Annotated in this window: 17 protein-coding genes; 11 read left to right on the forward strand and 6 right to left on the reverse strand. The window is 64.7% G+C overall.

Going from position 1 to position 18,393, the window contains the following annotated elements; genetic code table 11:
* Positions 1–97: 97 nt before the first annotated feature.
* Entirely contained in the window at positions 98–613 is a 516-nt protein-coding gene (gene sodC / locus ACLEJU_RS10720; protein WP_110634949.1) for a superoxide dismutase family protein, read from the reverse strand.
* A gap of 130 nt (positions 614–743) precedes the next feature.
* Here sodC and ACLEJU_RS10725 point away from each other — a divergent pair, with 130 nt between their 5' ends.
* The 4 genes from ACLEJU_RS10725 to ACLEJU_RS10740 all read left to right on the forward strand — a co-directional run bounded on the left by ACLEJU_RS10725 (position 744) and on the right by ACLEJU_RS10740 (position 4,301).
* On the forward strand, positions 744–1,607 hold the full coding sequence (locus ACLEJU_RS10725; RefSeq protein WP_435422310.1) for a LysR substrate-binding domain-containing protein: 864 nt from the start codon (positions 744–746) through the stop codon (positions 1,605–1,607).
* A gap of 99 nt (positions 1,608–1,706) precedes the next feature.
* Positions 1,707–2,624, forward strand: a complete 918-nt coding sequence (locus ACLEJU_RS10730; RefSeq protein WP_435422309.1) for an AEC family transporter — start codon at positions 1,707–1,709, stop codon at positions 2,622–2,624.
* A 48-nt stretch (positions 2,625–2,672) separates the two neighbouring features.
* Complete coding sequence (locus ACLEJU_RS10735) at positions 2,673–3,284, forward strand: cell wall hydrolase (protein ID WP_435422308.1); 612 nt, start codon at positions 2,673–2,675, stop codon at positions 3,282–3,284.
* 165 nt (positions 3,285–3,449) lie between these two features.
* Positions 3,450–4,301, forward strand: coding sequence for a CAP domain-containing protein (locus ACLEJU_RS10740; protein ID WP_435422307.1), 852 nt, complete (start codon positions 3,450–3,452; stop codon positions 4,299–4,301).
* On the opposite strand, the gene ACLEJU_RS10745 is transcribed toward ACLEJU_RS10740, so the two are convergent.
* Positions 4,268–5,266, reverse strand: coding sequence for a GlxA family transcriptional regulator (locus ACLEJU_RS10745; RefSeq protein ID WP_435422306.1), 999 nt, complete (start codon positions 5,264–5,266; stop codon positions 4,268–4,270). The genes ACLEJU_RS10740 and ACLEJU_RS10745 overlap by 34 nt on opposite strands.
* A gap of 102 nt (positions 5,267–5,368) precedes the next feature.
* On the opposite strand from ACLEJU_RS10745, the gene ACLEJU_RS10750 reads away from it, so the two are divergent.
* Positions 5,369–5,980 (forward strand): LysE family translocator, encoded by a 612-nt coding sequence (locus tag ACLEJU_RS10750; protein ID WP_435422305.1) that lies wholly within the window; start codon positions 5,369–5,371, stop codon positions 5,978–5,980.
* 4 nt (positions 5,981–5,984) lie between these two features.
* On the opposite strand, the gene ACLEJU_RS10755 is transcribed toward ACLEJU_RS10750, so the two are convergent.
* The gene (locus ACLEJU_RS10755) at positions 5,985–7,184 is read right to left on the reverse strand and encodes an MFS transporter (RefSeq protein WP_435422304.1); all 1,200 of its coding nucleotides are present in this window, start codon (positions 7,182–7,184) and stop codon (positions 5,985–5,987) included.
* A 112-nt stretch (positions 7,185–7,296) separates the two neighbouring features.
* A complete protein-coding gene (locus tag ACLEJU_RS10760; RefSeq protein WP_435422303.1) occupies positions 7,297–8,196 on the reverse strand; it encodes a LysR family transcriptional regulator in 900 nt (299 codons plus the stop codon).
* A gap of 117 nt (positions 8,197–8,313) precedes the next feature.
* Here ACLEJU_RS10760 and ACLEJU_RS10765 point away from each other — a divergent pair, with 117 nt between their 5' ends.
* The 4 genes from ACLEJU_RS10765 to ACLEJU_RS10780 all read left to right on the forward strand — a co-directional run bounded on the left by ACLEJU_RS10765 (position 8,314) and on the right by ACLEJU_RS10780 (position 14,365).
* Positions 8,314–8,667: a cupin gene (locus ACLEJU_RS10765; protein ID WP_435422302.1), complete on the forward strand. Its 354-nt coding sequence runs from the start codon at positions 8,314–8,316 to the stop codon at positions 8,665–8,667.
* A gap of 218 nt (positions 8,668–8,885) precedes the next feature.
* Positions 8,886–11,303 (forward strand): glucose/quinate/shikimate family membrane-bound PQQ-dependent dehydrogenase, encoded by a 2,418-nt coding sequence (locus ACLEJU_RS10770; RefSeq protein WP_435422301.1) that lies wholly within the window; start codon positions 8,886–8,888, stop codon positions 11,301–11,303.
* Between the two features lie 111 nt (positions 11,304–11,414).
* Positions 11,415–12,683: a carbohydrate porin gene (locus ACLEJU_RS10775; protein WP_435422300.1), complete on the forward strand. Its 1,269-nt coding sequence runs from the start codon at positions 11,415–11,417 to the stop codon at positions 12,681–12,683.
* Between the two features lie 179 nt (positions 12,684–12,862).
* The gene (locus ACLEJU_RS10780) at positions 12,863–14,365 is read left to right on the forward strand and encodes an amino acid permease (RefSeq protein ID WP_435422299.1); all 1,503 of its coding nucleotides are present in this window, start codon (positions 12,863–12,865) and stop codon (positions 14,363–14,365) included.
* Between the two features lie 99 nt (positions 14,366–14,464).
* On the opposite strand, the gene argE is transcribed toward ACLEJU_RS10780, so the two are convergent.
* Both argE and ACLEJU_RS10790 read right to left on the reverse strand, forming a co-directional pair.
* Complete coding sequence (gene argE / locus ACLEJU_RS10785) at positions 14,465–15,625, reverse strand: acetylornithine deacetylase (RefSeq protein ID WP_435422298.1); 1,161 nt, start codon at positions 15,623–15,625, stop codon at positions 14,465–14,467.
* On the reverse strand, positions 15,618–16,295 hold the full coding sequence (locus ACLEJU_RS10790) for a DUF1028 domain-containing protein (RefSeq protein WP_103447616.1): 678 nt from the start codon (positions 16,293–16,295) through the stop codon (positions 15,618–15,620). The genes argE and ACLEJU_RS10790 overlap by 8 nt, the downstream gene beginning before the upstream one ends.
* A gap of 293 nt (positions 16,296–16,588) precedes the next feature.
* Here ACLEJU_RS10790 and ACLEJU_RS10795 point away from each other — a divergent pair, with 293 nt between their 5' ends.
* Together ACLEJU_RS10795 and ACLEJU_RS10800 are read left to right on the forward strand one after the other, a co-directional pair.
* On the forward strand, positions 16,589–17,908 hold the full coding sequence (locus ACLEJU_RS10795) for a flavin-containing monooxygenase (RefSeq protein ID WP_435422297.1): 1,320 nt from the start codon (positions 16,589–16,591) through the stop codon (positions 17,906–17,908).
* On the forward strand, positions 17,908–18,324 hold the full coding sequence (locus tag ACLEJU_RS10800; RefSeq protein ID WP_014590706.1) for a RidA family protein: 417 nt from the start codon (positions 17,908–17,910) through the stop codon (positions 18,322–18,324). The genes ACLEJU_RS10795 and ACLEJU_RS10800 overlap by 1 nt, the downstream gene beginning before the upstream one ends.
* Positions 18,325–18,393: the final 69 nt, after the last annotated feature.

Below are 18,393 nucleotides of genomic sequence, written 5' to 3' on the forward strand. Positions count from 1 at the left end.
CCCCCCCCCCCCCCCCCCCCCCCCCCCCCCCCCCCCCCCCCCCCCCCCCCCCCCAAGCCCGGCTCCCACAGGGCTCGCGACAACTTCAAGAAATGGATTACTGAACGACCCCACAAGCCACGCGGGCACCACCACCACCCAACTTCTCTGGATGGTCGCTATGGTTGTCACCACCGGCATGCACCATCAGCGCGTGACCTTTGAAATCGGTAGCTTTCAGACGTGGCGCCAATACCGGGTAGGTGGCCTTGCCGTCGGCGCCGACATACAACGCCGGCAGGTCGCCACGGTGGCCACTGTCGTCATAGGGGCCTTTGTGTGCGTTGGTGGCGTCAGGGTCCCAGTGCCCACCCGCCGCGCCAGCTGGCACCGGCTTGCCGTTTTCCTCTGCCGCTGCGCACGAACCCTGCTGGTGCAGGTGAAAACCATGTACGCCCGGCGGCAGGTCCTTGAGGTCGGGGGTGAGCACGGTGCCGTACTTGTTCTGTTCAATGCTGATCGTCCCGATCGACTTGCCCGGGCCATCCGCCCCGGCCAGTTTCAGTTCCACCGTCTGCGCGGCCTGGGCGAGACCGGCCGAGGCCAGCAATGCGGTGAAGACTACTGCTTTCATGTCGTTTCTCCATGGCTTGGGACAGTTGGGTTTCGTACCCACGTAACGAATGGGACTGCGCAGCTTGCCAGGCATTCCATCCAGCCACAGACTGAAACACTTCCCTTGTCCCGCCACGGAGCCCGTTCGCGTGTCCCTCAAAGCCCTGCGCACCCTGGTGACCATCGCCCGCCACGGCACCTTCGCCCGTGCCGCCGACCTGCTCAGCCTCACGCCTTCGGCCGTGAGCCTGCACATCAAGACCCTCGAAGACGAACTCAAGGTCGCGCTGTTCGACCGCAGCCGTCGCCAGGTGGCGCTGACCGAAGCCGGGCAACTGGCGGTGGCGCGAGCCGAGCAGATACTCGGCGCCTACGACGAACTGGCCGATGCCCTGGCCAGCGGCTCGAGCCTGCGTGGCCGGTTGCGCCTGGGGGCGATCCACACGGTCTTGGCCCGGCGCCTGCCCAAGGCCCTGGTGTGGATCAAGGCCCATCACCCGGAACTGCACATCAGCGTCAATTCAGGGATGTCGGCCGAGCTTGCACGGCGCGTCGAGGATGGCGAGCTGGATGCCGCGATCACCACGGAGCCGGTCAGCCCCTACCCGCAAAACCTGATTTTCACGGCGCTGTTCGAGGACCGCTTCTGGGCCATCGCCAGTCCCGAACTGGCTGGCCAGAGCCTGCCGCAGCTGCTGGCCAGCCAACCGTTCCTGCGTTTCGACAAGCGTGCCTGGGCCGGGCGGCAAATCGAGCAGGAACTGCGCCGCCAGCATTTGCAGGTCAGCGAACAGATGGAGCTGGACAGCCAGGAAGCCCTGGCGCGCATGGCGGTGATGGGACTGGGGGTGGCGATCATTCCCATGGCCGATGACGACCTGCAACGCTTGCCGCCGGCCACCTGCCTGCCCTTTGGCGAACCACAACTGGTGCGGCGGGTGGTATTGCTGGAACACGAAAAGAGCCAGCGTCGACACCTCACTGCTGTGCTGCGGACCGCCATGGAAGCGTGAAGGTCCAGTTTTTCTCAATAGTCAGTGCAGAAATCAACGTTTTTCCCAATCAGTCAGCCGCGCTAACCTGTGCCCGTACCCGACCACGGAACGACCACCATGCTTCACCTGCTGCTGACCACACTTGTGCCCATCATCTTGCTGATTGCCCTGGGCACCTTCCTGCGCATCCGCGGCTTCCTCGCCGAGTCGTTCTGGCCGGGCGCCGAACGCCTGAGCTATTACGTGCTGCTGCCGTCGCTGTTCCTGCATGGCCTGGCCACGGCCAATCTCGATGGCGTGCCGGTGCTGGGCATGGTGGGTGTACTGATGCTCTCCACCTTGCTTGGCGCCGTGTTGCTGGTGCTTTACCAGGGTGCAGTGAACCACGATGGCGCCGACTTCACCTCGGTGTTTCAGGGCGGCGTGCGCTTCAACAACTACATCGGCGCCACCCTCGCCGCCGGCATCTATGGCAGCGCCGGGATCGCCCTGGCCGCCGTGGCCAACGCCGCCATCGTGCCCTTGGTCAATCTGCTCTGCGTGCTGGTGTTCGCCCGCTTCAGCGCGCGCCACAGCTCCACGGCAACGGTGTTGCGAGCCATCTTCGCCAACCCGCTGATCGTCGGCTGCGCCGGGGGGCTGCTGCTGCGGATAAGCGACCTGGGCCTGCCGGCCGGCCTGGAGCCTACGGTCAAGGCGCTGGGCCAGGCCGCCCTGCCCCTGGGCCTGCTGTGCGTGGGCGCGGCACTGGGTGGTGCCAGCCTCGGCCAGCAGGTGCGGCCCCTGCTGGCAGCATCGACCTTCAAGTTCCTGGTCATGCCGCTGACCACCTGGGGCTTGTGCCGCCTGCTCGGGTTGAGCGGCCAGGCAGCGGTTGTGGCCGTGCTGTTCCAGGCTTTGCCAACCGCTTCGTCGTCTTACGTGATGGCGCGGCAGATGGGCGGCAATGCGCCGCTGATGGCCACCATCATCGCCCTGCAGACCGTGCTGGCCGCCGCGACATTGCCTTTGGTGCTAATGCTTACGCTGAAGTGATTGCGCTTGGCTAGACTGTGACTCAGCCCACACTTCGGAAACATGACCATGCGCCTCTCGTGGATGCTGATCGGCTTGACCTCCGCCCTGCTCGCAGGCCCTTTGCATGCCGCCGACAGTGCCAAGGCCGCAGTGGCCGAGGACAAGGCGCAAAACCTGGAAAAAAAGGTGGTGGAGGATGCAGCACCACCGAAAAAGGCGGAAACCATCACCCCTGGCGAGGTACAGGCGGTGGACCCGGCAGGCCAGGCGCCGATGGATGACAGCATCACCTGCCTGGCACGCACCATCTATTGGGAAGCCAAGGGTGCCGACGCCAAGGACATGAGCGCGGTGGCCAGCGTGGTGATCAACCGCCTGGGCAAGGACGGCTTTCCCGACACGATCTGCGGGGTGGTCAAGCAAGGCGTGGAAACCAAATCCTGCCAGTTTTCCTGGTGGTGTGACGGCCGCCCGGACCAGGTCGAGGAAAAGGACCGCTACGACATCGCCAAGGAAATCGCCCGCAAGGCCTTGAACCAGCAACTCAAGGACAGCACTGGCGGCGCGCTGTACTTCCATGACCGCCAGGTGCACCCGAGCTGGGCCAAGGCCTATCGCAAGACCGCCGAGACCCGACATTTCCTGTTCTACAAGCCGAATCAGGAACTGGCGCGCTGATCCGCCACTGCACTTTTCTGGCGCTCATCGGTCTACTCCCTCTTTTGCCGCCCGCAAGTCACTGCTGGCGTTATCGATGCTTTGCACGAGACTGGGCCAAAAGCCTTGCGCTTGTGTAGGATGAGCAGCGCATACCAAGACGCTGCCAGTCACAGGGAGATCCACATGCGCGTCCTGTCATCCGTTGCCGCCTTGTCGCTGGGCCTGGTCCTGTCGACCGGGGCCTTGGCCGTCACCGGCGAAGAAGCGCAACTGATCGATTCGATCAATACCTACCGCAGCCAGGCCCAGCGCTGCGGGGACCAGGTGTCGGTGGAACTGCCGCCGCTCAACAGCGACACGCGCCTGGCACTCTCGCCGGAGGGCACCCGCGACCTGCAGCAGGCCATGAGCCGCGCGGCCTACCCGATGGTCAACGTCCAGGCGATCAGCCTGTCCGGCCCACGTGATGCGAACGCGGCCATGAATGCTATCAAGGAGAGCTTCTGCCAGGTCGTGCTCGACCCGCAGTTTGTCGACATCGGCGTCAGCCAGGAAGGCCGCGACTGGCGCATCGTGCTGGCCCGGCCCTTGCTCAGCGGGCGTCTGGGTGACTGGCAGGCTGAGGGGCAGAAGCTGCTGCAGGCCATCAATACCGCACGCAAGGCCCCCCGCCAATGCGGCGGCCAGCCGTTTGCTGCAGCCCCTGCGCTGAACTGGAGCGCTGCACTGGCGGGCGTGGCAGCCAGCCATACGCGGGCCATGGCCAACCAGAACTTCTTCGACCATATCGACAAGGACGGGCGCACACCGGGTGACCGCGCGGAACTGGCCGGCTACCTGTACCAGCAGATCGGCGAAGATATCGCCGCCGGGCGCGACACCGCGCAGAAGGTGGTGGATGGCTGGCTCGACAGCCCCGGCCACTGCGCCACCCTGATGAACCCGGACTTCCGTGAAATGGGCGCGGCCTATGCCGTAGACCCGAAGAGCGATGCCGGCATCTACTGGACCGGCCTGTTCGGCACGCCGCAATGACTGTTTGAGCTGCGCAGCGCCATCGCCGTGCAGCCAAACCGCCGCCGCACGCACTTGCCCAGGTAGCTGGCATCGCCCAGCCCGACCTCATCGGCGATCTGCGCCAGGCTGTGGCTGGAGTTGAGCAATCGCCAGCGCGCCTGCTGCAGGCGCATTTCCAGCCACCAGGCCTTGGCGCTCATGCCGTGGCTGGCCTGGAACTGGCGGTCCAGCTGACGCCGGCTGATACCGAGCTCCGCAGCCAGCTGTTCGATCGACCCTTGTGCACCCAGGTGATGGCGCATCAGCGCCAGCGCACGCTGCACCTGGCGCCCCTGCCCGGCGCCGGCCTCCAGTGAACGCACGGCATGGCGGCTATCTCGCGATTCGTCCACCAGCATGTCGGCCAGACCCTTGAGCGCCCGGGCACGCCCGCAGGCACCCGCCAGCAGTTCCACTGCGAGGTCGAGGGCTGCCGTGCCGCCGGCACAGGTGATGCGCGCCCCGTCGATGCAGTACAACTGCTCGCGCAGCATCTGCAGCTGCGGGAAGGATGCCCGAAACTCCGCCTCATGACGCCAGTGCACCACCACCTTGTGCCCGTCCAGCAGGCCACAGGCGGCCAGCAGAAAGGAGGCATTGTCGATGGCGACCAGTTTCACCCCCGCTCTGGCCGCACGCTTGAGCAGGGGCTTGTAACGCGGCGCCAGCGTAGCTGTGGCTTCGGCATTGCGGCTGCCGAACACTACTAGGTAGTCGTAGTCTACCCACTGCAACTGTTCGGCAATGGCCTGCACCTGCATGACCGCACCACTGCTAGACGGCACGGGCTCGCCGGTCAGGCTGGCCAGGGCCCAGCTGCAGTAGCGCTGCTGGCTGTAGTCCTCGTCGTCGGCGCTGAAGCGCAGCTTGTCGAGAAACGCACCGAACGGCAACAAGGCGAAGTCCGGCAACGGCAGGATCAGCAGGCGGATATCAGGAGTCATTCAAAACAGGTCCAGAAAACACCATTCAATGTCCAGATCATACCCTGCACTTGCCGTGCCTTCCCATAGACTGGCTGCTCGTGACTACCTGAGGCGCCCATCTTGGCTCTGGATACCTGGTTCATCTACCTGCTGGCGAGCATCGGCCTGTCGCTGACCCCCGGCCCGAACAGCCTGCTCGCGCTGACCCACGGTGCACTGTATGGCGCGCGCCGCACGCTGCTCACCATCGTCGGCGGGGTGTTCGGCTTCAGTGCACTGATTGCCCTGGCGATGTTCGGGCTGACGGCGCTGCTGCAGACGTCGGCCTCGGTACTGACCGTGCTCAAATGGGTGGGGGGAGCGTATCTGGTGTGGTTGGGCATCCAGCTCTGGCGCAGCCCTGCCCTGCATCTGGAGGTGACCGAACGCGCTGCCCGCCTGAGCAACCTGGGGATGTTCCGTCAAGGCCTGCTGTCTGCCTTCGCCAACCCCAAGGTGCTGTTGTTCTACGGTGCCTTCCTGCCGCAGTTCATCGACCCGCAGCGTGGGCTATTGCTGCAGTTCGTGATCATGGCCGCGACCTTTGCCAGCGTGGAATGCGTGGTCGAATACGTGCTGGCGCGCCTGGCGTTTCGTATCCGGCCCTGGCTGGCCAAGGGCGGCAAAGGCTTCAATCGCTGTTGCGGGAGCCTGTTTGCATTGATTGGCGTGGCTTTGCCGCTGGGCCGATAACAGCTCAAGCGCGCCGCGCAACCAGCAGGAAGACGACCAGGGCCATGCCCGGCAATGCCGCCCCCACCAGCGCCACACCGTGCCAACCCTGCTGGGCGAACACCGCGCTGGCCACCGCCGAACCCATTGCCCCGCCCAGGAAGATGCTGGTCATGTACAGCGCATTCAGCCGCCCGCGGCTGGCCGGGTCCAGGGCATAGACCTCACGCTGGCCAATGACCATGTTCATCTGTACCGCAAAATCCAGCAGCACCCCGGTCAGCCCCAGGCCGATCACGCTGTAGCCGGGCGCCGTCAGCCCCAGCAGCAGCGCCAGCGGCGCCAATACCAGCGCCAGCAACGAACCGGCACGGGCATGGCCGGCGTCGGCCAGGCGGCCGGCCATGGGCGCGGCGATGGCACCGACCGCGCCGACCAGGGCGAACAAGGCGATCTGGCTTTGCGACAGGCCGTGCTCACTGGCGAGGGCCAGCGGCACTGCGGTCCAGTACAGGCTGAACGCCGCGAACATCAATGCCTGGTACAGCGAGCGTTGGCGCAATACCGGGTACTGGCGCAGCAGGGCAACCAGCGACACCATCAGCCCGGCATAACTGGCCTTGTGCTCAGGCACCCGGCGCGGCAGCGTCAGCGCCAGCAACAGGATGATTGCCAACATCAGGCCAGCTGCCCCCAGGAACACCGTGCGCCAGCCGAAGTGGTCGGCGACCAGGCTCGACAGCGGCCGCGCCAGCAGAATGCCCAGCAGCAAACCGCCCATGATGTTGCCGACCACCCGACCGCGCGCTTGCTCAGGCGCAAGATGCGCGGCCAACGGAATGAGCATCTGCACAGCCACCGAACTGAAACCGATCAGCAAGGCATAGACCAGGAACAGTTGCCCTTGGCCGCTACTACTGGTCCCCGCCAGCAACAGGCTGACACAGGCCAGCACGGCGGTTGCGATCATCAACCGGCGGTTTTCCACCAGGTCAGCTAGTGGCACCAGCAACAGCAGGCCCAATGCGTAGCCCAGCTGGGTCAGCGACACGATCAGGCTGGCGCGCTCGGTGGTCAGGCCCAGGTCCGGGGCGATCAGCCCGACGATGGGCTGCGCGTAATAAATATTGGCGACGATCGCGCCACAACAGAACGCCAGCAGCGCGACCAGGGCCCGGCTCAGGCCGGCATGGGCTGGCGGTGCAGCAGCAAGGGAGGAATTCATCGAGGTACCTCGGCATCGGGTTGGAATATGCCAGGCACCTTACCGAGCGCTTGCCGGCGAGAGAATCCGGCTCCGGCGCAACGGGGCTTTGCGCCTTGCGCAACGACAGGGATCAGGGTCTGAGCAGGCCTTCGCAAAAGCCGATGAACGCGTTGACCCGCCGAGAGCCGCGATGGTTGGGCAAATACAAGGCATTGATGCTGTCGTTGGCAGTGCCGGGGCTGACCTGCCAGTCCGCAAACACCCGCACCAGGCGCCCGGCCGCCACATCCTCGCGCACCAGCCAGTCAGCCAGCAAGGCAATACCGCTACCGGCCAGTGCCGCTTCGCGCAGCAGGTCGGCGTTGGCGCTGCGCAACGGCCCGCTCACGTCCAGTTCCAGCGCCTCATCGGCCCGCTGCAAGCGCCAGGCACGCGCCTTCTGCCCGTAGCGAAAACGCAGGCAGGCGTGCTGCAGCAACTGTTCGGGATGCCGCAGCGCGTCACGCCTGGCCAGGTAGTCGGGGCTTGCCACCAGCCAGCGCTGGAAGCGGCCGAGTGGCCGGCAGACCAGTTCGTCGTGCGGTGATGGGTCGCCCAGGCGAATGGACAGATCGTAGCGGCCGTCGAGCAGGTCATCGAGCCGGTCGCTCATGTCGATGTCCAGCTCCAGTGACGGGTGGCGGACCAGGAAAGGCCCAAGGTGCGGTGCGATCACGCGGCGGCCGAACTCCACTGGCAGGCACAGGCGCAGCACGCCGACCGGCTCATCGCCACGGTCGGCGACGCTCGCGTCGGCCTCGTCCAGCGCGTCGAAGATTTCCCTGGCCCGGGCGTAATAACGTGCGCCCGCCTCGGTCAGGCTGACCTGGCGCGTGGAGCGGTTTAGCAAGGTCGTGCCGAGTTCCGATTCCAGCGCATCGACCAGGCGCGTCACCGACGAGGTAGCGACGCCGAGCCTGCGCGCTGCCGCGGAAAAGCCCTGGGCATCGACTGTGGTGGTGAACATCCTCATTGCCAGGAGCTTGTCCATGGATACCCCGATTCTAAATCTCGGAACAGTCCTACAAACTACGAAGCGGGTCAAGAAGCGCACAACAGAGCGATCAGGTCCATAGTGGAACCACCTCCATCAGTGCGAGAACTGCCCATGACCCTCACCAACCTGCTCAACACCCTGCCCCCTTGCGACCCTGCCGCTGCCGAACGGGTCGATGAACTGCTGCGGCGCCCTGGCCTGCGCATCGAACGCATCGTTTCCTGCGGCCAGGCCAGCCCATCGGGCTACTGGTATGACCAGGCCGAAGGCGAATGGATCATATTGTTGACCGGCACCGCCGGGCTGCGCCTCGAGCACGAGGACTACACCCGCTTGCTGGTGCCTGGCGACTGCCTGGACATTCCAGCGCATTGCCGTCACCGCGTGGAATGGACTGCCCAGGGGCAACCGACCATTTGGCTTGCCGTGTTTCATGGCAGCGAAACACCCTGGCCGAGCGATTGAAACGCCCTTCCTTCATACTACAAAAGTCTAAAGCGCCGCATTCATATACCTGCCAAATACCATTTTTACTGCAATTTTTAGGACTAGATCTAAGCTTTTATCCACATCTTCGCAAGTTCAGCCCTGCGACAATCAGCCTCATGAAATTATGTACCAACTTGTTAATTAGCAAGCTAAGGGCTTAAACTGCGCACATTCCACCTGCTGAGATCCCTGGCATGAACGAAACACCGCGCGCCTCTGGCGCCACAAAAATCATCCTGGTCGGCTTGGGCGTTATCGTCGCCCTGCTCGGCCTGCTCCTGGCTGCTGGCGGCGTCAAGCTCGCCGGCCTGGGCGGCTCCTGGTACTTCCTGATCGGCGGCCTGGCCATGGCCATCGCCGGTATTCTCATCGCTCGCCGCAAGCAGGCCGGCGCCTGGCTGTATGCGGCCTTCCTGGTCGGTACCGCGATCTGGGCGCTGAGCGACGCTGGCCTGGTGTTCTGGCCACTGTTCTCGCGCCTGTTCATGTTCGGCGCGATCGGCATGGTGGTGGCGCTGGTCTACCCTATGCTCGCCCGTGCCAATGGCGCCAGCGCCGGCCGTGGTGCCTACGGCATCGCCGGCGTGCTGGCCGTGGTGCTGGTGATCGCCGCGGGTAACATGTTCGTCGCCCACCCAAGCGTTGCCCCCACCGGTAAGGGCCCGGGCATGACCCCGGTCGAAACCGGCAAGGAGCAGAAAGACTGGGCCCACTACGGCAACACCGAAGGTGGCAGCCGCTTCGCCGCGCTGGACCAGATCAACCGCGACAACGTCAACAAGCTCAAGGTGGCCTGGACGTACCACACCGGTGACGTCGCCATCAGTGACGGCAACGGTGCAGAGGACCAGCTGACCCCGCTGCAGATCGGCAACAAGGTGTTCATCTGCACCCCGCACAACAACCTGATCGCCCTCGATGCCGACACCGGCAAGGAGCTGTGGAAGAACGCGATCAACGCCCAGTCCAAGGTCTGGCAGCGTTGCCGTGGCATGGCCTACTTCGACGCCACCGCCGCGATCGCCCAGCCGACCCAGCCGAACAGCTCGCCGATCACCGGCGGCAGCGTCGCGGCCGGAGCCAACTGCCAGCGTCGCCTGCTGACCAACACCATTGACGGTCGCCTGATCGCCGTGGACGCCGACAACGGCGAGTTCTGCCAGGGCTTCGGCAACAACGGCCAGGTCAACCTGATGGCCGGCCTGGGCAACGTGCCGGACTCCTACTACCAGCTGTCCTCCGCACCGTTGATGGCAGGTACCACCGTGGTGGTCGGCGGCCGCGTCGCCGACAATGTCCAGACCGACATGCCTGGCGGCGTGATCCGTGGTTTCGACGTGATCACCGGTGAAATGCGCTGGGCCTTCGACCCGGGCAACCCGGAAGACCGCAAGGCGCCGGAAGGTGACAGCACCTATGTGCGCAGCACCCCGAACAGCTGGGCACCGATGTCCTACGACCCGGCAATGAACACCGTGTTCCTGCCAATGGGCTCGTCGTCCACCGACATCTATGGCGTTGAACGCAGCAAGCTGGACCACACCTACGGTGCTTCCGTGCTGGCCCTGGACGCCACCACCGGTAACCAGAAGTGGGTATTCCAGACCGTGCACAACGACCTCTGGGACTTCGACCTGCCGATGCAGCCGAGCCTGATCGACTTCGCCAAGGACGACGGCAAGTCCGTGCCTGCAGTGGTGATCGGTACCAAGGCCGGGCAGATCTACGTGCTCGACCGCGCCACCGGCAAACCGCTGACCCAGGTCGACGAAGTACCGGTCAAGCCAAGCAACATCCCCAACGAGCCGTACTCCCCGACCCAGCCCAAGTCGGTAGGCATGCCGCAGATCGGCGCGCAGACCCTGAGCGAATCGGACATGTGGGGTGCCACGCCGTATGACCAGCTGCTGTGCCGTATCGACTTCAAGAAGATGCGTTACGACGGCCTGTACACTGCGCCGGGTACCGACCTGTCGCTGAGCTTCCCGGGTTCGCTGGGTGGCATGAACTGGGGCAGCCTTTCCACCGACCCGGTGCATGGCTTCATCTTCGTCAACGACATGCGCCTGGGCCTGTGGATCCAGATGATCCCGTCGCAGAACAAGGGTGACGCGGCCTCCGGCGGTGAAGCGCTGAACACCGGCATGGGCGCTGTACCGCTCAAGGGCACCCCTTACGCAGTCAACAAGAACCGCTTCCTGTCGGTTGCCGGCATCCCGTGTCAGGCCCCGCCTTTCGGCACCCTGACCGCCATCGACATGAAGACCCGCCAGATCGCCTGGCAGGTACCGGTCGGCACCGTGGAAGACACCGGCCCCCTGGGCATCCGCATGCACCTGCCGATCAAGATTGGCCTGCCGACCCTCGGCGGCACCCTGTCGACCCAAGGCGGCCTGGTGTTCATCGCCGGCACCCAGGACTTCTACCTGCGCGCCTACGACAGCAGCAACGGTAACGAGATCTGGAAAGCCCGCCTGCCTGTAGGCAGCCAGGGTGGCCCAATGACCTACGTTTCGCCGAAGACCGGCAAACAATATGTGGTGATCACCGCTGGCGGTGCGCGCCAGTCGACTGATCGTGGCGACTACGTAATCTCTTACGCTCTGCCGTAAGACCGCGTCGCTGCATTCGCGGGCAAGCCCGCTCCCACAGGTTCTCCCCTGATCCTGGTGAGAGCGGGCTTGTTCGCGAATGGCCCCCCGAAAACAACACGAGACACAGCAATGCCATCCGCATTCCGCATCACCCCAACCCTGCTTCTGGCCGTGGCCAGCACCACCGCCCTGGCCGACGCCGACCTGCTCAACCGCAGCACCATGACCGGTGACTGGGGCGGCCTGCGTCACCAGCTCGAAGAAGACGGCGTCAAAATCACCGGCGACTACAGCGGCGAAACCGCCTACAACGCCAACGGCGGCCTGCACCGCTCGGCGCGCTACTCGCAGAACATCAAGCTCGGCGCACAGTTTGACCTGTCGAAACTGTACGGCCTGGAAAACGGCGGCAAAGTCCAGCTGACCATCAACGACCGCCGCGGCAACAGCGCCTCGGAAGACCTGGTCGGCAACCGCCTGCCGATCCAGGAAAACTACGGTGGCCTGTACACCCGCCTGACCGAACTGAGCTATGAGCGCACGCTGTTCACCCCGGCGCTCAACGTCAAACTCGGCTACATGGCCATGGGCAACGACCTCGGTGGCCTCGACAGCGGCATCCTGTGCAACTTCATGAACGCCGGCTTCTGCGGCCACCCGCTGAACATGTCCGGCGGTAGCGGCTGGACCAACTACCCCAACGCCCACCTCGGCGTGCGCGTGAAGTATGACCTGTCGCCGTCCTGGCAGTTGCGCGTGGCGGCATTCAACGTCGACCCGGAAAGCAACGGCAACTCCAGCCGCGCCTGGCACCTGGGGCCCAAGCACACCACTGGTACCGTTGTGCCTGTTGAGCTGGTGTACAAGCTGCAGGGCGAACTACCGGGCGAGTACAAGCTGGGTTACTACTACGACAGCTCCGACGTGAAGCGCGTCGACAGCAGCAAGGAAGTGTCTGGTCGCGGTGGCCACTACCTGCTGGTCGACCAGGCCGTGTGGAACGACGCCGGCTCGCCGGGCCGCAGCCTGCATGCCTTCGGCCAGTACTCGGCAGCGAGCGAGGCCGCCTCGCCGTTCACCAAGTGGTACGGCGCCGGTGTTGTGCTGTACAAGCCGTTCGAAGGCCGCCCGCGCGATACCGTGGCCCTGGGTTATGGCCGCGCCGTGCCGAACCCGCGTAGCCGCGATGTGCTGGAAGACGCCGCATTCAATGCCGGGCAGCAGTTCCCCAACATCGACAACGCCGAGCAGCTGATCGAACTGAGCTATGGCTACCAGGCCACGCCGTGGCTGAACCTGCGCCCGGATGTGCAGTACATCATCGAGCCAGGGGCATTCTCCGGGAAGGATATTGACAACGCGCTGGTCTTCGGCCTGCAGGTCAAGGCAACCTTCTAAGCCACCGGGGCTGCTTTGCAGCCCGCTCCCACAGGTAATGCACAGGCTTCAATGCATGAGCAATCCCTTGTGGGAGCCGGCTTGCCGGCGATGAGGCCGGTAACGAAGAGCACAGTCAGCTGGCACACCCTCTACCCTCGGTCTTTACTCAACCCTTCAGCGCAGGGGAGAGCAGCCCGATGACCACCGCAACGGAAGGCAAACTGAACGTCTGGGCGCTCACCGCCCTGGTCGTCGGCTCGATGGTCGGTGCCGGCATCTTCTCCCTCCCGGCTACCTTCGGCCGCGCCACTGGTGGCCTGGGCGCGATCATCGCCTGGTGCATCGCCGGCTTCGGCATGCTGATGCTAGCCTTCGTGTTCCAGACCCTCGCCCGCCGCCGCCCCGACCTCGACTCCGGGATCTACGCCTACGCCAGCGCCGGCTTCGGCAGCTACCTGGGTTTTGCCTCGGCATTCGGCTTCTGGGCCGGCACCTGCATTGGCAACGTCTCCTACTTCATCCTCATCAAATCCACCCTCGGTGCCTTCTTCCCGATGTTCGGCGAAGGCAACACGGTCGCCGCCATCGCGGTTTCCTCGGTGCTGCTGTGGGCCTTCCACTTCCTGGTACTGCGCGGGGTACAGCAGGCCGCCGCGATCAACACCATCGCCACGGTGGCGAAGATGATCCCGATCCTGGTGTTCATCGTGGTGATCGTTGCCGCGTTCGACAGCGGGCTGTTTTCGCTGAACTTCTGGGGTACCGCCGCAGCTGGCCCGGCCGCCGACCTGGCCCATCTGGACGACTATGGCCGGGTCGGGCATGCCGCCGCCGAGATGCTGCCACCGACCGAATCGCTATTCGAGCAGGTGCGTAGCACCATGCTGGTCACCGTGTTCGTGTTTCTCGGCATCGAAGGCGCCAGTGTCTATTCGCGCTACGCACGCAATCGGCGTGACGTCGGCATCGCCACCGTGCTCGGCTTCATCGGCGTGCTGTGCCTGCTAGTGCTGATCACCCTGCTCAGCTACGGCGTGATGCTGCGCCCGGAGCTGGCCGGCCTGCGCCAACCGTCGATGGCCGGCGTGCTGGAGGCCATCGTCGGGCGTTGGGGAGCGATCTTCATCAGCATCGGGCTGATCATCTCGGTCCTCGGCGCCTACCTGTCGTGGACACTGCTGGCCGCCGAGGTGCTGTACAGCGCTGCTCACGACAAGGCCATGCCGGCATTCCTCACCCGTGAGAACCCGCACAAGGTGCCCTCGGCAGCGCTGTGGCTGACCACGCTGTTCGTGCAGTTGTTCCTGCTGCTGACTTGGTTCACCGAGTACGCCTTCACCTTGGCGCTGGAGCTGACCAGTTCGCTGACGCTGATCCCGTACCTGTTGGTGGCAGCCTACGCATTGAAACTGGCATCCAGCCGCGAGACCTATGAAAACGACGCCCGAGAGCGTGGCAAGGATCTGCTGGTCGCCTTGCTGGCGACGGCCTATGCGGTATTGATGGTGTGGGCGGGAGGGATGAAGTATCTGCTGCTATCGGCCGTGATCTATGGACCGGGGACGTTGCTGTACATCAAGGCACGCAGGGAACAGCAACGGCAGGTGTTCAACGGTTTCGAGCGAGTTGTTTTTGCAGTCGTGGTGTTGGGGGCACTTATCGCGGTGTACGGACTGGTCAGCGGAACCATTGAAATCTGATTTCCAAGCCGATGGCCTCTTCGCGGGTCAAGCCCGCTCCTACAGGTACACTACAGCTCTCAAGCCCTGTGCAGTACCTGTGGGAGCGGGCCAACACCCTCATTCCTGCCTGAGGTAATCCACCAACCTCAGCAACATCGCATCACAACCCTGCATCTGTTCGACGCTGACGAACTCGTCCGGTTTGTGCCCCTGGTCCATGCTGCCCGGCCCGCACACCACGGTCGGAATACCGGCCTGGTCGAACAGGCCGCCTTCAGTGCCGAACGCCACGGTGCCGAAATCATCCGATCCACTGAGCAATGCCACCAGGCGCGCAGCCTCGCTGTCGGCTGGCGTGGCCAGCCCCGGGTACGCACTCAACGGTTGCAGGCGAATCGCACTGCCAGCGTTGACCTTGCGCATGCGCGGCAGCAACTCGGCCTCGGCGTAGGTCTGCAGCTGGTCGGCCACCGCCTGCGCCTCGAACCCCGGCAGCGCGCGCACTTCGAAATCGAACGCGCACTCCTCCGGCACGATGTTCAGCGCCCTGCCCCCTTTGATGACCCCGGTCTGCACCGTGGAGAACGGCGGGTCGAAGCGCTCGTCGTGATGGGCTGGCAAGGCCAGGGCATCACCGATCTCGCCCAGCTTGCCGATCAACTTCGCAGCGTACTCGATAGCATTCACCCCGTAAGGTGCGTACGCCGAGTGGCAGGCTGCGCCCTGCACCTCGCAACGCATTGCCAGCTTGCCCTTGTGACCAAGCACTGGCTTCAATTCGGTAGGCTCACCGATCAGGCACAGGCGCGGCTTGTGTGGGCGTTGTTCCAGTGCGGCCAGCATCGAGCGCACGCCCAGGCAGCCAACTTCCTCGTCATAGGAGAACGCCAGGTGCACCGGCATGCGCAGCGGTTGCGCCAGGAATGCCGGCACGGCAGCCAGTACCGAGGCGATGAAGCCCTTCATGTCGGCCGTGCCACGGCCATACAGGCGCCCGTCGTGCTCGGTCAGGGCGAAGGCCGGCAGCGTCCAGGCCTGGCCGTCCACCGGTACCACGTCGGTGTGCCCGGACAGCACCACACCGCCGATATCCTTGGGGCCGATGGTGGCAAACAGGTTGGCCTTGCTGCCTTCCAGGTTGTGAAACAGCTCACACTCCACCCCAAGCCCGGACAGGTAGTCGCGGATGAAACCGATCAACTCGAGGTTGGAGTCGCGGCTGACCGTTGCAAAGCCGATCAGCCGCTCCAGCAAGGCGCGACTGCTGAAGTCACTCATCGCCCGGTACCCCGTAGCTGGGAGCGGCAGTCGGGTCGAGGGCGCGGGTAACGTAGTCCTGCATCTGTGGGCGGTACGCCTGCCACAGGCCATCGAGCACGCCGATCGGGTCCTCATCGGCCCAGTCCACACGCAGGTCCACCAGCGGCCAAGTCAGTTCACCGGCGATCTTCAGTGCCGCGGAGTGCACGGGGCCAGCTTCACCACCCGCAGCCATCGCGGCGTGCATGGCCGCCAGCAGGCGATCAGCCAGGTGCCCACCGGCCTGTTCGAAGGCCTGCACCATGGCTTCGATCACCTGGAGCGATGACAACAGGTTGCCAGCGGCCGCGCACTGCTCGCCCGCGACGGCGTTATGCACGCCCAGCGCCTCCTTGCCGGTGAACAGCGCCACCTGGCCCTGGCTGTCGATCACCGTGACCTGGCGATACTCGCTCCAGCCATTGGCGCTGAGCACCCGGTCCAGCGCGGCGGCAGGCGGCAGCTGGCCCTGCTCCAGGGCATCGAGGATTTGCGGGCCGAGTGCCGGTAAGGTGATGTTCTGGGTGGACACGGCGCCGACGCCAGCACGGACCCACGGGCAGCGGGCGCCCACGGCAATGCTCGACGAGCTGATGGCAATACCGACCTGGCCGGTTTCCTGGCAACGACCGATGATGGAGAAGGTCATGGTGGAGCTCCTGTTGTTCTGTGCGATGCCCAGCATTCTGGGCGCAAGCTTCAGGGCCACGAAACCAACATTTTCCTGTGCCTTGAACAGGAAAAAACTAAGGCCGGCCAATACCGGCCCAACTGGCCTGCAAGCACCGGCCAAACCCAGGAAATTCAGGGCCTTCGCCGTTTTATCGGCAAGCCCCAGCTAAATACTATTTTCGCGATTTTCCAGGCATCCCTAGTCTGGCCCCAGGCAACGGCGGTCCTCCAAACCGACCTGACAAAAACCGCCTGAACAAGGGCCCGGACATGACACTGAACAACATTGAAATCGACACCCTCGTGGTTGGCGCCGGCCAGGCCGGCGTGGCCATGAGCGAACACCTGAGCAAGCTTGGCGTGCCGCACCTGGTGCTGGAGCGCAAGCGCATCGCCGAAGCCTGGCGCACCGGCCGCTGGGATTCGCTGGTGGCCAACGGCCCGGTCTGGCACGACCGCTTCCCGGGGCTGGAATTCAACCTCGACGCTGACGCTTTCGCCGGCAAGGACCAGGTCGCCGACTACTTCGAGCAGTACGTACGCAAGTACAACCTGCCGGTACGCACCGGCATCGAAGTGAAGAAGGTGGTACGCAATGCCGACCGCCCCGGTTTCACCATCGAGACCAACGAAGGCGTGATCCGCGCCAACCGCGTAGTGGCAGCCACCGGCCCGTTCCAGAAACCGGTGATCCCGGCCATTGCGCCGAAAGATGCCAACCTGCACCAGATCCACTCTGCCGCCTACTACAACCCCGAGCAGTTGCCTGAAGGCGCCGTGCTGGTAGTGGGCGCCGGCTCCTCCGGTGTGCAGATCGCCGAAGAGCTGATGCGCGCCGGGCGCCAGGTATACCTGTCGGTCGGCGCCCACGACCGCCCGCCACGGGCCTACCGCAACCGCGACTTCTGCTGGTGGCTGGGCGTACTGGGCGAGTGGGACGCGGAAATCGCCAAGCCGGGCCGCGAGCACGTGACCATCGCCGTCAGTGGCGCCCGTGGCGGCCACACCGTGGACTTCCGCGCCCTCGCCCACCAAGGCATGACCCTGGTCGGCCTGACCCAGTCGTTCGAAAACGGCGTGGCACGCTTCCAGGACAATCTGGTCGACAACATCAACCGCGGCGACGAGAACTACCTGGCCTTGCTGGATGCCGCCGATGCCTACATCGAGCGCAACGGCCTGGACCTGCCGGAAGAGCCCGAGGCGCGCAAGCGCCTGGCTGACCCGGAGTGCATGGTCAACCCGCTGCAGCAACTGGACCTGGGCCAGGCCGGCGTCACCAGCATCATCTGGGCCACGGGCTACGGCGTGGACTTCAGCTGGCTGCAGGTCGACACCTTCGACGCCAACGGCAAGCCCCAGCACCAGCGTGGCGTCGCCCGCGAGCCGGGCGTGTACTTCCTCGGCCTGCCCTGGCTGTCGCGCCGTGGTTCGTCGTTCATCTGGGGCGTGTGGCACGACGCAAAACATGTCGCCGGCCACATCGCCACGCAACGCACCTACCTGGCCTACCGCGACCGCGACCAACGCGACGCGGATGAGCAACAAGACCACTCGATCAGCAACGTCAGCACCTTCGGAGCCCACTGATGCCTACCCATACTCGCATCCGCATGTTCAACACCAAGGAAACCTACCCCAACCAGACCCTGGACAACGACCTGTGCCAGGCCGTGCGGGCCGGTAACACCATCTACGTGCGTGGCCAGGTCGGCACCGACTTCGAAGGCAAGCTGGTGGGCCTGGGTGACCCTCGGGCGCAGACCGAGCAGGCGATGAAGAACGTCAAGCAGCTGCTCGAAGAGGCCGGCTCCGACCTTTCGCACATCGTCAAGACCACCACCTACATCACCGACCCACGCTTCCGCGAGCCGGTGTACAAGGAAGTCGGCAAGTGGCTCAAGGGCGTGTTCCCGATTTCCACCGGGCTGGTGGTCGCCGGCTTGGCCCAGGCCGAGTGGCTGATGGAAATCGACGTGATTGCGGTGGTGCCGGATCAGCAGTAATCCTATGAAACCGCTGGGGCTGCTTTGCAGCCCTTTTGCGACACAAGGCCGCTCCTACAGGGATCACGC

Origin of the sequence: Pseudomonas sp. SMN11, from assembly GCF_052041945.1 — a bacterium.
In the GTDB taxonomy this organism is placed as follows: domain Bacteria; phylum Pseudomonadota; class Gammaproteobacteria; order Pseudomonadales; family Pseudomonadaceae; genus Aquipseudomonas.